This window comes from Burkholderia sp. 572, from assembly GCF_040545135.1.
GTDB lineage: Bacteria > Pseudomonadota > Gammaproteobacteria > Burkholderiales > Burkholderiaceae > Burkholderia > Burkholderia cepacia.
Genome location: NZ_JBEPLH010000012.1, coordinates 132,510 through 146,648, shown reverse-complemented (window position 1 = coordinate 146,648; position 14,139 = coordinate 132,510). Strand labels below are relative to the sequence as shown.

The window sequence follows — 14,139 nt, the reverse complement described above, 5'->3', positions numbered from 1 at the left end:
AGCAGTGCGTCGAGCGGATCTTCCTCGACAACCTATGACCTGAGGCGTTTCTTGTAGCCATTTGGCAAGTGAGTTCTCTTTTATCCTAGAGGCAAGGAGAACTCGATGAAGAAGCGATTTACCGACGAGCAGATCATCCACATCTTGCGAGAGGCCGAGAGCCGGGACGAGCCGGTGAAGGATCTGTGCAAGCGCCACAATATCTCGGAACAGACGTTCTATCGTTGGCGCAACAAGTTCGGCGGGATGGACGTGGCCGACGCGCGCCGGCTCAAGGATCTGGAATCGGAGAACGAGCGGCTCAAGCGCCTGATCGCTGAGCAATTGCTGGTGATCGACGGCCTGAAGGAATTCAGCCGAAAAAAATGAGCACCCCGACGGGCCGGCGCGAAGCGCTGGAAGTCCTGACTCGGCGGGGTCTCTCGCAACGCAAGGCAAGTTGTTATCTGGGGCTGAGTCGCCGGGTGGCAACCTATACGCTCAAGCAACCGGAGAAGGATCGGAGCCTGGGCGAGCGACTGATTGCGGACGCTCAGGAAGTGCCGCGCTTCGGCTACCGGCGGATGTCGGCCTGGCTAGCGATGGGCGAATCGCGCGTGCGGCGAATGTGGCGAGCCTTGCAGCTCAACATTCCGCGGCGGCGTCCTCGCCGTCGTCGTTGTGGCAACGACATTCGCCTGCCCGGTGCGATACAACCCAATTCGGTATGGAGCTACGACTTTGTGCACGACCAGTTGGTGGATGGGCGGGCGTTGAAGATGCTTTGCGTGATCGATGAATACACCCGCGAGTGCCTGGCGATCGAGGTCGGCGCCAGCTTGCGGTCGCAGGATGTGATTCTGACGTTGTCGCGACTGATGCGCCTGTACGGCAAACCCGCGTTCGTTCGGTCCGACAACGGCGCCGAATTTACCGCTGCCAGGGTCATGCGCTGGCTGCGGGACGCGGCCATCGGTCCGGCCTTCATCGCGCCCGGCAGTCCGTGGCAAAACGGCTTCGTCGAGAGCTTCAACGGCAAGCTGCGTGACGAATTGCTGAACCGGGAATGGTTCCGCAGTCGTGCCGAGGCAAAGGTGCTCATCGAACGATGGCGGCAGTTCTACAACGAGCGCCGGCCCCATAGCGCACATCGCTATCAACCTCCCGCCACGGTCCGTCGAGCCTGGCTGGATTCCGATAATATCGACGCGAGACTCACTGCCTGATTGGCTACAAAATTCCGCCGCAGGTCACCTACATGCGTGCAAACCGGTGAAGCTCGCGGTGTACGCGCGCGATAAACGTCGCGGCGGGCTCGACATCAACCCGTTCCGCATGAACTACAACCACCGATGCCGGGTGACGGTGGGAGGCGAACGCCGCTCAAATGGCCCGCAGGCTAACATTCTCTGCCCTCCAAATCTCAATGCACATGCGCTCTTCGGGCTGTAGTTGTCGGTTACTTCGTTATTGTCATTCACATCACCTTACCGGATGGTAAGGTGATGCGCTTCAGATTTGAGGCTGCCTAGTTCTTCGGCACTAGCGAGTGACGCCGTAGCGGCGCCAATGATCAACATCAAGAATGCCAGTTGCTTACTTACCATGTTGATCGAGCCCGTCAACGGAGTCTGTCACTCCATACTCCAATCCGCGTCGCGTAGTATTACCGAATGGTTTATATGCACTGCCTTTGCAAATTTTGTCGAAGACAATTTTCCCATCCTTTTCGACGTAAACCTCCCCTGGTACGAGCGCATTTGAAACTACGTAGGTATAACGTCCGCTCACGAACTTCAGGTGGCTTCCTAGACCATCCGGCAATCTCGAAACGTCTACGATGGAAATTTTTCCGCGAGGAGGTAGAAGTTTGCCGGGGAATCTATATTCAACATAGCCATGCGTACCGAAACGATACTGCACATATCCGTGATCAGGAGAAATGTTATCAGCTGCGCAAACAGATGCTATCTTATTTGAATCTTGCAATTCACAGCCAAAATACTCGACCTCGCCTTGATGACAGAGACTTGTCGCCCCAATAAAACTGGCGGCTTTGGCCAACACCAAAAAATTAGCAACTGTGATTATAAGAAAGATGGTCTTCCTTATAGATTTTTTCATGCAAGACCTCCCCATTTGTGGATTTCCGCGAAATTTTCCCTTCTGCCACCAATACTTTCCGCCTTCATCTTATTACGCTTTCCTTTGAACAATCCGGGATTTATCACCTTGCTGATAGAATCAACGACATCGTGAGCATCACCTTTGTCCGCGAGGCTATATAGACCATGGGTAACCCAAAAGAAACATGCTGATCGGACGGCATACTTGACCTGCCCGACGCTTTCAGGGTCTGCCTCGAAATCCGCCGCCGCCTCTTTGGGCCACGCATAGGCATTTTCTTTATGCCACTTCGTGAAGCGATGGTACCCACCTCGATGCGTCAGCTGAATCATGCCTCGACCGCGATAACGGTAACCGTCACCACTTTCTGGCTCTCCGTTACCATCCCGGCCCGCGTAAACTCGGTTGGCGATAGCTTCCTCGTTAGCCGGATGGTCTTTTGTCCTTCCATATTCTTTTGCCTCTTCCGGATGTTCTGAGAAATAGGAAAACGTTCCGGTAGTAAGAGCCTCGGCAGCATAATTTAGACTTTCGTTGTGTAGCAACAAGGTTGATCCTGTTTCTTGCTTTACCTGAGCAAAGAAATGCTCCCTTCTGGAAATATTATCCAGTTTATACAACGTGATGTGCACGTTCAGCTCATCAATAACTTCCTGAAGCGTGTTCTCTGACGCATTGGGAAATATATGCTTGAGCATTGACAACGTGAATTGGAATTTTGATGCAAAATTCGCGATCGAGCTGATCGGATTGACATGAAAAACCCCCGGCTCCGGAAAACCCGGTACGCCGGCCTTCACCTCACCCCACCACGCAAGCTTCTCAATCCGCTTCTGCTCTTCCTCGTGTTGCGGCTTTGACCCCGTCTGCTTCTCCAGTTCGGCGATCAGTTGCTTCCATTTCGACGGGTTCGCCCACTCGCTCTCATGCTTAACAATCAGCCGGGACGCAGCCTGCATCAACCAGGGATGTCCTCCACGCTCGGTCCGCGACAGCGCGCATAGCTCATCAGCTGCATGCTTACCATCGCCCTTGGTAAACAGGGCGTCATACACCTTAAGCATCAACGGACTGAGCTTCGAACGCGAAGCAAGATCGTCAACATTGGCGCCGCTCGCATAATCAACCCACGCCTGCGTTGTCGCAAAGATCGTATGCGCCGGATCATGGGCATCCGCGAGGCACTCGAAATCAATCCACTTCTGTGCGAATTCTCGGGTCACCTGGCCGCCCGCGTGGTTGAAGTCACACACCCAACCGTCAATCGGTTGACCTTGCGCATTCACACCGTCAACGTGCCACCAGTTCACCGGATAGCCCGGATTGGGATTCGGGCGCGGCTCGGCTACTCGTCGCTCCGGGTCACGCGCCAGTTCGGCAAGCGAATACACCTGAACGACGTCCGTTTTTCTCAACTGTGGGTCAACACCAGGGATAAATTTTTTCTTGTCTTGAGTACGTTGATACAGCACCGTGCCCGGCGCGATCCGCAGGATCGTCGGCTCGGATGGCAGACCAAGTGCCATCCAGTCCTCCTTGTTCGGACCGTGTTGATTGACCCATGCACGCCCTTTTTCGAGGAACGCCTAGATGCTGTCATCGCAGAAGACTTCGATGTGTGCCATTCGGGTTCCCGAACTACACTCGTTCAGAGAGTCGTAGCGCCCCAAGTGCCCAATCAGGTCTCCTGCCTTGACTGGAATGCCTGGCATGTCGCCTGCCGCGCCTTGGCCCGTCGTTACGACGACCCGATCAAATATAGAGTCCTCAACAGTCTCTTCGGCAACCGGGCCACCGTTTTCCTGCCCGAGAAAGACCCACTTACCGATCGCACTCGACGGCTCGACGTATTCACCTGCTTTCTGTGGGTATAGTGATGTCCCACGAAGATCCGTCAACTGTCCCCACGGCTTTCCGCTCTTCGTCTCAATCTTTCCGATGCCGACGTTGGCTCCCTGCGGCAGAATCGCGATGGGGCTACCGCCCGGAGTCTTGCGAATACGGAGCCCCTGCTGTGCCGGATCGGGAGCCTGCCCGCTTCGGCCTGACGATTGCTTGTCCTGCGCATACTGCGTCACCAGCCATTGCCGCGGCCAATACGACGGCTTTTCCCGCTTCGGGAAGTTTGCGTAGTCTTCCCATGACATCAGGTGCATGTATAGACTGTAAAACGTCAGCTTCGTGTCCCGTGGAAACTCCATCGTGTGCCGTACCAGCGCGAAGCCCGTGCTATACGGCGCCTCGTAAGGTGATCCGCCGTCGACTTCGGCAATCTCGCTGATCGGATAAGTCTTATTGGCACGAAACGCGATCAACACGCCATCGGCAATGCACCGCAATCCCGCATCGAGATCCAGGGCCTGTCCGGCACCCGCCTCCGTAACGTGAATCCCCCCGTGCCACATACCCTTGCGGCTGACGAGATACGCGCCGGTCGGCTCACGTTCGGCAAGCAGCCGGCAAATCTCACGCTCATCGGTAAATCGTGAAGATGTCTCGGATTTGCTTTGTCCGTTGCGCAGGAAAGGAAAGGCAAACGGCAATTGCTTGAGGCCGGCAACGGCAGCCTCAAGAGTTGGCGATGCCTTGTTTGGTGCGGGCTTGTTGGTCACGATCCGACTTATCCAGAGGGTTTTTATCGTGACAAGACCATACAATGCGATCCCGGATCTGGCTTACCCAAAATTGTCGACGCTATTCTTGAACAACATCCCAACCCCGGTTTGTTCCGCCAAACGAAAGCGTCGCACCTTCCCTACGACGAAGAACGGCTTTGTTACAAACCGCAAAATTCCAGCATCAACCGCAACCGACAAGTAATCAATCGAACCCTGCCTCAACGCAACGGGGCCGGCGCACGCCAATGCACCAGCCCCGTTGAACAACGATTCTCCGCGCGGCCGCGTTACTTCGCCGGCGCCTTGTACGCGATGCAGTCGACCTCGACCTTGCAGTCGATGACCATGCTCGACTGCACGCACGCGCGTGCCGGCGGATGCTCGCCGAAGTACGACACGAACACCTTGTTGAACGACGCGAAATCGCGTGCGTCGTCGAGCCACACGCCGCAGCGCACGACGTGCTCGAGGCCGTAGCCGGCTTCCTTCAGGATCGCGATCACGTTCTCGATCGTCTGCTTCGACTGCGTGACGATCCCGCCTTCGACGACCTCGCCGTTCACCATCGGCGTCTGGCCCGACACGTACAGCCAGCCGTCGGCCTCGACCGCGCGTGCGAACGGCATTACCTGGCCGCCCGTCCCCTTCGCTTCGCCTACGCCATATCGCTTCATCGTTTCACTCCTTGTTTGTCGACCGCCTCGACGCTTCAGCGCCGGCGCCGGTCCCATGCAACGCACGGTTGCGGATGCGCGCACCGACGACGGCGCGCGCGGCAGATCAGAACGACAACCGCGTTCAGAACGCGGCGTCGGCACTCGCCGGCACACGCTCGCCGCGTGCGACGAAGCCGCCGGCACGCTCGCCGGTCGGCTGGCCATTTTCGTAGGTCAGCACGCCGTTCACCCACACGGCGTCGATTCCGTGCGCGGGCTGCTGCGGCTTCTCGAACGTCGCGGCGTCGATCACGCGCGCCGGGTCGAACAGCACGAGATCGGCGTGGTAGCCCACATGCACCTCGCCGCGCCGCGCGATGCCGTAGCGGCGCGCGGACAGCGACGTCATCTTGCGGATCGCCTCCTCGAGCGGCAGCAGGTTCGTGTCGCGCACGTAATGGCCGAGCACGCGCGGGAACGCGCCCCACAGCCGCGGGTGCGGCAGCGGATCGTTCGGCAGGCCGTCGGAGCCCACCATCGTCGCCGGGTGCGACAGGATCCGGCGCACGTCGTCCTCGGACATGTTGTGGTACACGGCGCCCGCCGGGCGGATGCGCTGCGCGGCTTCCTGCTCGGTCACGCCCCAGTCGGCCGCGATCGCCTTCAGCAGCTTGCCCGCCACTTCCGGGTGCGGCTCCGACCAGGTGATCGTGATGTCGATGTCGCCCGTCACCTGCTTCAGGTCGAGCGTCGACGAGCTGCGGCTGTACGGATAGCAGTCGCAGCCGACCGGCTGGTAGCGGCGCGCGCCTTCGAGCGACGCGAGCACTTCGGTGCTGCGCCCCCAGTTCGACGGGCCCGCGCACTTCAGGTGCGAGATCACGACCGGCACGCGTGCATGGCGGCCGACCTGGTACGCCTCTTCCATTGCATCGAGGATCGCGTCGAATTCGGTGCGCATGTGCGTCGTGTACAACGCGCCGGCGTTCGCGAGCGGCTCGGCGAGCGCCATCACCTCTTCGGTCGGCGCCGCGAACGCGGAGCCGTACGCGAGGCCCGACGACAGGCCGAGCGCGCCGTTCGCGAGCGCCTCCTCGAGCTGCGCGCGCATCCCGGCGATCTCGCCGTCGGTCGCCGCGCGGTCGAGGCGGTCCATCTGGTTGTTGCGCAGCGCCGTGTGGCCGACGAGCGCCGCGACGTTCACGGCCGGACGCGCGTCGTTCACGGCCGCGACGTAGTCGGCGAAGGTCGGGTACTGGAACGCGCCGCGCTCGCCGAGCAGGTTCATCGGATCGGGCGGATCGCCCGCGAGCGTCACCGGCGACGCGCTGATCCCGCAGTTGCCGACGATCACGGTCGTCACGCCCTGCGAGATCTTCGGCACCATCTGCGGCGCGCGGATCACGTGCGTGTCGTCGTGCGTGTGCACGTCGACGAAGCCCGGCGCGAGCGCGCGGCCGTTCGCATCGACGACGGTTTCGGCGAGCCAGTTCGACAGGTTGCCGATCGCCGCGATCACGCCGTTGCGGATCGCGACGTCGCGCGTGACGGGCGGCGCGCCGGTACCGTCGTAAAGCTGCGCGCCGACGATCAGCGTATCGGCGGCTTCGGGATGCGAATGCATGGTCAGTCTCCTACCGGTTGACGGTCTCCGCCGCCGCGGTGCGCATCGAGCGCGTGCTTGATGCGACGCAGCGATTCCCGGCCCGCATCGCCGAGCCGCAACGCGACTCCGGTGACGAGCACGTCGATCGCCATCATCATCGCGTAGCGCGATGTCGACGGCTTGTAAATGAAATCGGTTTCGAACGCGACGACCGGGATCAGGTGGTCGGCCAGCTTCGCGAGCGGCGAGGCCGGCGCGGTGATCGCGATCAGCTTCGCGCCGTAGCGCTTCGCGAGCCGGCAGCTCTCGAGCAGCTCGGGCACGCGCCCGCTCACCGACAGCGCGACGACGACGGTGTCGCGCGACAGCGTCGCGGCCACCATCCGCTGCAGCAGGCTGTCCTGGTAGCTCGCGACCGGCCGGCCGAAGCGCACGAGCCGGAAACGCAGCTCGTCGGCGAGCGCGGTCGAGCCGCCGCCCTGCCCGTACACATAGGTCATCTTCGCGCCGGCGAGCAGGTCGGCCGCTTCCTCGAACGACGTATTGCGCAGCAACTGGTGGTTGTGCGCGAGCGCCACGCGGATCTCGTCGTAGACCATCGACGCGGGGCTCGTATCGTCGGCCGGCGCGTCGTCGGACGGCACGAGAAAGCGCTGGCCGACGGCCGCCGCCTGCGCGACCAGCACCTTCAGTTCGCGCACGTCGCGGCAGCCGACGGCCTTCGCGAAACGCGTGACCGTCGCGACGCTGACCTCCGCATCGCGCGCGAGCGCGCCGATGCTCGCATGTGCGGCGCGTGCCAGATCGGCGAGGATGAACGCGGCGACCTTGCGCTCGGCTTCGCGCAGCTCGGGCGCGCATTCGGCGATCCGCGCGACGATGTCGAGGACCGGCGGGGCGGCCTGTGGCGGATAGGGCTCGGCCGCGTGCGGAGCGGACGGATTGGCGGGCGTATTCATCTGCTGAAAAGGGTGCGAAGCTCGATGTTACTAAATAACATCACCGCGCAGATGCTACTTTCTGTACCATCTGCGTGTCAACTTCAGTGCAATGCATAGTGATGATGGAGCGGGATGACATGAAAGTTACAAACTATCAGGAAGCGACGATCGATCCGTTCGGCAAGGGCCTCGGCAATCTGCCGAGCGCGAGCGTGCCGCTCGGCGACGCGGGCCGCCTCGAGTGGAACCTGCTCGCGGAAGACGTCAGCCTGCCGGCCGCCGTGCTTTACGAGGATCGCATCGAACACAACCTGAACTGGATGCAGGCATTCGTCCAGAAGTACGGCGTCAAGTTTGCGCCGCACGGCAAGACGACGATGGCGCCGCAACTGTTCCGCCGCCAGCTCGACGCCGGCGCGTGGGGCATCACGCTCGCGACCGCGCACCAGACGCAGGCCGCGTATCACGGCGGCGTGCGGCGCGTGCTGCTCGCGAACCAGCTGGTCGGCCGCCAGAACATGACGATCATCGCGGGGCTGCTGTCCGATCCCGACTTCGAATTCTTCTGCCTCGTCGATTCCGCGGAGAGCGTCGACCAGCTCGGCCGCTTCTTCGGCGCACTGAAGAAGCCGCTGAACGTGCTGCTCGAGCTCGGCGTGCCGGGCGGCCGCGCGGGCGTGCGCGATGCCGCGCAGCGCGAGGCCGTGCTCGCCGCGATCGCGCGCTATCCGGACACGCTGAAGCTGGCCGGCATCGAACTCTACGAAGGCGTGCTGAAGGAGGAAGGCGAGATCCGCACGTTCCTGCAGGAAGCGGTCGCGCTCACGCGCGAGCTGGCCGAGGCAGGTCGCTTCGCGCGTACGCCGGCGATCCTGTCCGGCGCCGGTTCGGCGTGGTACGACGTGGTCGCGGAAGAATTCGCGAAGGCGTCCGACGCGGGCTTCGCGGAAGTCGTGCTGCGTCCGGGCTGCTACCTGACGCACGATGTCGGCATCTACAAGAAAGCGCAGACCGACGTGTTCGCGCGCAACCCGATCGCACGCACGATGGGCGAAGGGCTGCTGCCCGCGCTGCAGTTGTGGGCCTACGTACAGTCGGTGCCCGAGGCCGACCGTGCGATCGTCGCGCTCGGCAAGCGCGACGCGGCGTTCGACGCGGGGCTGCCGGAGCCGGCACGCCACTTCCGCCCGGGCCGCGACACCGCCCCGCGCGACGTCGTCGCCGCCGAAGGCTGGGCCGTCACCGGGATGATGGATCAGCACGCGTACCTGCAGATCCCGCCGGGCGCGGACGTGAAGGTCGGCGACATGGTCGCGTTCGACATCTCGCACCCGTGCCTGACGTTCGACAAGTGGCGCCAGGTGCTCGTGCTCGATCCGCAGTTCCGCGTGACGGAAGTCGTCGAAACCTTCTTCTGACGCAGGTCGCGCACACCGCCCCGCCGCTCGCGCGGGGCGGCCGTCACGCGCGCTTCAAGCGGCCGGAGTACACTGCGCTTTCGTCCTCGGGGCCCCGGGCGGGCATGGCATTCGTCTGCCGCGGCGGGCCCTCAACGCAGCTCCACTGGAGAAAGCCATGGCCGCGAAGAAGATCCTGTTCCTGACCGGCGATTTCGCCGAAGACTACGAAACGATGGTGCCGTTCCAGGCGCTGCAGGCCGTCGGCCACCACGTCGATGCAGTGTGCCCGGGCAAACGCGCGGGCGACAAGATCAAGACCGCGATCCACGATTTCGAAGGCGACCAGACCTACACCGAGAAGCCCGGCCACCAGTTCACGCTGAACGCGGCATTCGACGACGTCGACGCCTCGCGCTACGACGCGCTCGCGATCGCGGGCGGCCGCGCCCCCGAATACCTGCGACTCGATCCGAAGGTGATCTCGCTCGTGCGCGAGTTCGCCGAAGCCGGCAAGCCGATCGCCGCGATCTGCCACGCGGCGCAACTGCTCGCGGCCGCCGACGTGATCCGCGGCAAGCGCATCTCGGCCTACCCGGCCTGCGCGCCCGAGGTGAAGCTCGCGGGCGGCGAATATGCGGACATCCCGGTCGACGCGGCCGTGACCGACGCGCCGTTCGTCACCGCGCCCGCGTGGCCCGCGCATCCGGCCTGGCTCGCGCAGTTCCTCGCGCTGCTGGGCACGCGCATCGAGCTTTGAACCCGCAGGGAATCGAGATGAGATGAAGTGCCGGGGCGGCGCGGCGTATTCACGCCGACCTGCGCCGCCCTGCCCCGTGCTTCAACGCGCGGTCGGCGTCGAGCCGACGTCCGCGATCCGCGACTCCAGCATCGCCAGCGCGCCCGACAGCGCATTCAGCACGTCGTCCGGCAATTGCGCCATCGTCTGTTCGAGAAACGCCTTGCGGCGCGGCAGGCACGCGTCGAACGCGGCGCGGCCGGCGTCCGTCAGCGTCACGTTGGTCACGCGATTGTCGCGTGCGTCGGATTCGCGCTCGATCCAGCCGAGCGCGTCGAGCGATTTCAACTGGCGCGTGAGCGCGCCCGGATCGATGCGCAGCACTTCGACGAGCTTCTTCTGCGACGAATGCCCGCCCATCGTGTGCAACGCGACCATGATGCGCCAGCGCGGCATCGGTTGCCCGACGTGCGTCTCGAATGCGGTCATGAACGCGCGATACGTCCGTCCGAATTGCTGCAAGATCGCGACGCGGTCCTGTTCTTCCATGCGCTCAGTTCTACTCGTTCAATCGTTCAATCGGCCGCGACATGCGGTTCGATCTTGCGCCGCAGCGCGATCGGCGGCACGCGGCGGCACTGCCACACCGACACCACGGCGACGACGGCCGCCATCGCGACACCCACGTGAATCGCGCCGACGAGCGATTCGCGGGCCGCTTCCAGCAGCGGCGCGCCATTATGCCCGGCACGGGTCAGCTCCGCGACAAGGCCGCCCTGCGCGGCGCGATCGATCAGGATCTGCGGATCGGCGAGCTGCGCGTGCCACTGCATCGCGTGATCGGCCGACAGCGCATCGCGCACGCCGCCCGAGTACATCTGGTTGACGAGCGTGCCGGTCAGCGCGGTGCCGATCATCCCGCCGACCATCCGCAGCGACTGCAGCAGCGCCGTGGCGATGCCGAGGTGCTCGCGGCCGGCCGTCTGCTGCGCGAATACGGTGAGGTTCGGCAGCACGAAGCCGAGCCCGATGCCGCCCGCGACCATCAGCGCCATCAGCAGCCATTTCGGCGTCGTGTGGGTCGACACGACGACGCCCGCGCAGGTGATCGCGAACAGCACGAAGCCGACGTGCAGCATCGCATTCGGATTGCGGATGCGCGTGACGACACGGCCGTTCATGATGCTGCCGATCGTGATGAACACGACGAGCGGCGTGATCACGAGCCCCGCCTCCTTCGGCGACATCCCGAAGCCGCCCTGGAACAGCAGCGGCGCGTAGAACAGCAGCGAGAACATCGAGAAGCCGGCGAGGATCGCCAGCACGAAAAGCGCCGACAGCGCGCGGTTGCCGAACATGTCGAACGGCAAGATCGGCTGCGCGCAGCGCTTCTCCCAGTGCCACAGGCCGAAACCGGCCGCGACCGCAACGACGAGCAGCAGCGACGCCCAGCTCGCGACGCCGTACTTCGGCAGCCATTCGACGAACAGCTGCAGCGCGCCGAGCGACAGCGCGATCAGCAGCGCGCCCGGCCAGTCGAGCCGCATCTTGCGATCGTGCTCGACGTGGCGCAGGTGCGGCAGGTAACGCCACACGAACAGCAGCGACAGCAGGCCGATCGGCAGGTTCACGTAGAACACCGAGCGCCAGCCGAACGACTGGGTCAGCACGCCGCCGAGCGACGGGCCGACCGCGTTCGCGATGCCGAACGCGGAGCTCATCAGCACCTGCCAGCGCAACCGCACGACGGAATCGGGGAACAGGTCGGGAATGCACGCGAACGCGGTGCCGACCAGCATTCCGCCGCCGATCCCCTGCAGCCCGCGCGCGAGCACGAGCATCAGCATGTCGTTCGCCATCCCGCACAGCACGGACGCGCCGGTGAACACGACGATCGACACGATGACGAACGGCTTGCGCCCGTAATAGTCGCCGAGCCGGCCGAAGATCGGCACCGTGATCACGGAACTGAGCAGGTACGAGGTCGCGACCCACGCGTACAGGTCGAACCCCCGAAGCTCGGCGACGATGGTCGGCAACGCGGTGCCGACGACGGTCTGGTCGAGCGCGACGAGCATGGTGACGAACGAGATCCCGATCATCGCCAGCAGCGATTCGCGGAACGGCAGGACTTGCCCGCTCGAATGGTGGGCGGCGGTATGGACGGCCATTTTTTGTTGGCGCAACTTTTGACGAGTCAAACAATCTCAAAATTCTAGCATGCGGGAGTAATCTAGGCTGGCGACGGTCAAACCGGCCCAGACCGCCAAGGAGAAAGATGGAACCGATTTCAATTCCCCCCGCCACCATGCTGTCGCAGGACGATCGGGACGCGCTGTGGCGCGCGAAGCAGGTGCTGGAAAGCCCGTCGCTGACGATGAAGCTGACGGGCATGCTGGGCGCACCGGTCGAGAAAATGATCGCCCGGCTGCCGGATTTCGCGACCGGCAAGATCAACGATGCGACGCAGCTCGCGCTGCGCAAGTGCCTGAACATCGCGCTGCGCACGCTCGGCAAGCCGCCCGCGCCGGACGCCGAACCCGACAAGCCGAGCAACCTGCTGCACAAGCTCGCGGTCGCGACGACCGGCGCGGCGGGCGGTGCGTTCGGCTTTCTCGCGCTGCCGGTCGAGCTGCCGGTGACGACGACGCTGATCTTCCGCTCCGTATGCGACATCGCGCGCAGCGAGGGTGAAGACCTGGGCTCGGTCGATACGCAGCTGCAATGCCTGGCCGTGCTCGGCATGGGCGGCAACCCGGACAAGCAGGAAGAGGACGCCGATCTCGGTTATTTCGTGCTGCGCGGCGCGCTCGCGCAGGCAATCTCGAAGGCATCGTCCGACATCACGACGAAGGGCATCGCCGCGCACAGCTCGGCGGCCGTGTTCAAGCTCGTACAGACGGTGGCGTCGCGTTTCTCGGTGCAGGTGACCGAGCAGATGGCCGCGAAGTCGATTCCGGCGATCGGCGCCGTGCTCGGCGCGACCGTCAATACGCTGTTCATCGACCACTTCCAGCAGATGGCGCACGGCCACTTCACCGTCCGCCGGCTCGAGCGCAAGTACGGCTCGGCGGCCGTCAAGGCCGCCTATCAGGCAATCGACGTCTCGCCGGCGCGCTGAACCGCGCGCTCGACCGCGACGCGGCGCAGGAACGCGGCCGCGCGGTCGAGCGCGTCGCGTGCTTCCGGCACCATCGGCGCGTACAGCTGCCACACGTGCGGCATGTCCGGCCACACCTCGATCTCCACCGCCACCCCGGCGGCCTTCGCCTTCTCGGCGACGCGGCGCGAATCGTCGAGCAGCACCTCGGTGCTGCCGACCTGGATATACAGCGGCGGCAGGCCCGCGAAATCCGCATAGAGCGGCGACGCGTACGGATTCGTCCCCGGCTCGTCGCCGAGGTACAGCTTCGCGGCCTTCGGCAGCGCCGCGCCCGCGAACATCGGATCGGCGCCGTCGTTCGTGCGCAGCGTGGCGCCGGTGGCGGCCAGGTCGGTCCATGGCGAGAACAGGATCGCGCCGGCCGGCAGCGGCTCGCCGCGATCGCGCAGCGCGACGAGCGTCGCGAGCGCGAGGCCGCCGCCCGCCGAATCGCCGCCGAGCACGATCGACTCGGGCGGCGTGCCGAGCGCCAGCAGCTGCCGGTACGCGGCCAGCGCGTCGTCGAGCGCGGCCGGGAAACGGTTTTCGGGCGCAAGCCGGTAGTCGAGCGAGAACGAGCGCACGCCCGCGCGCTTCGTCAGGCCGAACACCAGCGGCCGGTGGGTCTTCGTCGAACAGAAGTAATAGCCGCCGCCATGGAAGTACAGCAGCGTGCGGCCCGGCCCGCGTCCCGCGCCCGCATCGGTGCGCTCGAGCCATTCGCCGCGCAGCGGCGCGTCGCCCGCGCCGTAGCACCGGCGCAACCGGTAGCCCGACGGCACGCGGCGCGGCACCATGATCCGCAGGTCGGTAAAGCGCCGTGCGCGGGCGGGATCGAGCACCTCGCGCGTGGTCTCGGGACGGAACTGCCAGCGCAGCAGCCAGCAGGCGAACTTGCTTTGCCAACTCATCGGACGCACTCCGTATTCGCAGT

At 64.0% G+C, this 14,139-nt stretch carries 14 protein-coding genes and 1 pseudogene; 5 read left to right on the top strand and 10 right to left on the bottom strand.

Translation table 11 applies throughout. The features are described 5' to 3' along the window. The first annotated feature begins 105 nt into the window (after positions 1-105). A protein-coding gene (locus ABIC51_RS23395) for an IS3 family transposase (RefSeq protein WP_175898174.1) occupies positions 106-1,205 on the top strand; the annotation gives its coding sequence in 2 pieces (ribosomal slippage) (positions 106-358 and positions 358-1,205; 1,101 coding nt in all). Between the two features lie 28 nt (positions 1,206-1,233). Beyond that, positions 1,234-1,326 (top strand): annotated as a pseudogene (locus tag ABIC51_RS23390) (NADPH-dependent 7-cyano-7-deazaguanine reductase QueF); the annotation flags it as partial. Between the two features lie 36 nt (positions 1,327-1,362). Here ABIC51_RS23390 and ABIC51_RS23385 read toward each other — a convergent pair. From ABIC51_RS23385 to ABIC51_RS23355, 7 genes are all read right to left on the bottom strand, one after another. Further along, on the bottom strand, positions 1,363-1,413 hold the full coding sequence (locus tag ABIC51_RS23385; RefSeq protein ID WP_404841794.1) for a hypothetical protein: 51 nt from the start codon (positions 1,411-1,413) through the stop codon (positions 1,363-1,365). Between the two features lie 162 nt (positions 1,414-1,575). Then, positions 1,576-2,103 carry a hypothetical protein gene (locus ABIC51_RS23380; RefSeq protein ID WP_175861896.1) on the bottom strand — a complete coding sequence of 176 codons (528 nt, stop codon included), beginning with the start codon at positions 2,101-2,103 and terminating at the stop codon, positions 1,576-1,578. Further along, on the bottom strand, positions 2,100-3,632 hold the full coding sequence (locus tag ABIC51_RS23375; protein ID WP_354006648.1) for a glycoside hydrolase family 19 protein: 1,533 nt from the start codon (positions 3,630-3,632) through the stop codon (positions 2,100-2,102). Before ABIC51_RS23375 ends, ABIC51_RS23380 begins: the two co-directional genes overlap by 4 nt. A gap of 60 nt (positions 3,633-3,692) precedes the next feature. Further along, positions 3,693-4,718, bottom strand: coding sequence for a hypothetical protein (locus tag ABIC51_RS23370; protein ID WP_354006647.1), 1,026 nt, complete (start codon positions 4,716-4,718; stop codon positions 3,693-3,695). A 293-nt stretch (positions 4,719-5,011) separates the two neighbouring features. Further along, entirely contained in the window at positions 5,012-5,398 is a 387-nt protein-coding gene (locus tag ABIC51_RS23365; RefSeq protein ID WP_006751946.1) for a RidA family protein, read from the bottom strand. A gap of 124 nt (positions 5,399-5,522) precedes the next feature. Beyond that, the gene (locus tag ABIC51_RS23360; RefSeq protein ID WP_027789144.1) at positions 5,523-7,004 is read right to left on the bottom strand and encodes an N-acyl-D-amino-acid deacylase family protein; all 1,482 of its coding nucleotides are present in this window, start codon (positions 7,002-7,004) and stop codon (positions 5,523-5,525) included. 2 nt (positions 7,005-7,006) lie between these two features. Continuing rightward, positions 7,007-7,945: a MurR/RpiR family transcriptional regulator gene (locus ABIC51_RS23355; protein ID WP_060083108.1), complete on the bottom strand. Its 939-nt coding sequence runs from the start codon at positions 7,943-7,945 to the stop codon at positions 7,007-7,009. Between the two features lie 119 nt (positions 7,946-8,064). Here ABIC51_RS23355 and ABIC51_RS23350 point away from each other — a divergent pair, with 119 nt between their 5' ends. After that, entirely contained in the window at positions 8,065-9,345 is a 1,281-nt protein-coding gene (locus tag ABIC51_RS23350; protein WP_027789142.1) for an amino acid deaminase, read from the top strand. 157 nt (positions 9,346-9,502) lie between these two features. Beyond that, a complete protein-coding gene (locus tag ABIC51_RS23345) occupies positions 9,503-10,084 on the top strand; it encodes a DJ-1/PfpI family protein (RefSeq protein WP_021161332.1) in 582 nt (193 codons plus the stop codon). Between the two features lie 81 nt (positions 10,085-10,165). Here ABIC51_RS23345 and ABIC51_RS23340 read toward each other — a convergent pair whose 3' ends face one another. Further along, positions 10,166-10,612, bottom strand: coding sequence for a MarR family winged helix-turn-helix transcriptional regulator (locus ABIC51_RS23340; protein WP_059699894.1), 447 nt, complete (start codon positions 10,610-10,612; stop codon positions 10,166-10,168). 26 nt (positions 10,613-10,638) lie between these two features. Further along, a complete protein-coding gene (locus tag ABIC51_RS23335; RefSeq protein WP_175898172.1) occupies positions 10,639-12,234 on the bottom strand; it encodes an MDR family MFS transporter in 1,596 nt (531 codons plus the stop codon). A 107-nt stretch (positions 12,235-12,341) separates the two neighbouring features. Between ABIC51_RS23335 and ABIC51_RS23330 the strand changes: the two genes are divergently transcribed. Then, entirely contained in the window at positions 12,342-13,184 is an 843-nt protein-coding gene (locus ABIC51_RS23330; RefSeq protein ID WP_027789140.1) for an EcsC family protein, read from the top strand. Here the strand turns inward: ABIC51_RS23330 and ABIC51_RS23325 are convergent. Beyond that, the gene (locus ABIC51_RS23325; protein WP_136471214.1) at positions 13,154-14,116 is read right to left on the bottom strand and encodes an alpha/beta hydrolase; all 963 of its coding nucleotides are present in this window, start codon (positions 14,114-14,116) and stop codon (positions 13,154-13,156) included. The two genes, ABIC51_RS23330 and ABIC51_RS23325, sit on opposite strands and share 31 nt — an antisense overlap. Positions 14,117-14,139: the final 23 nt, after the last annotated feature.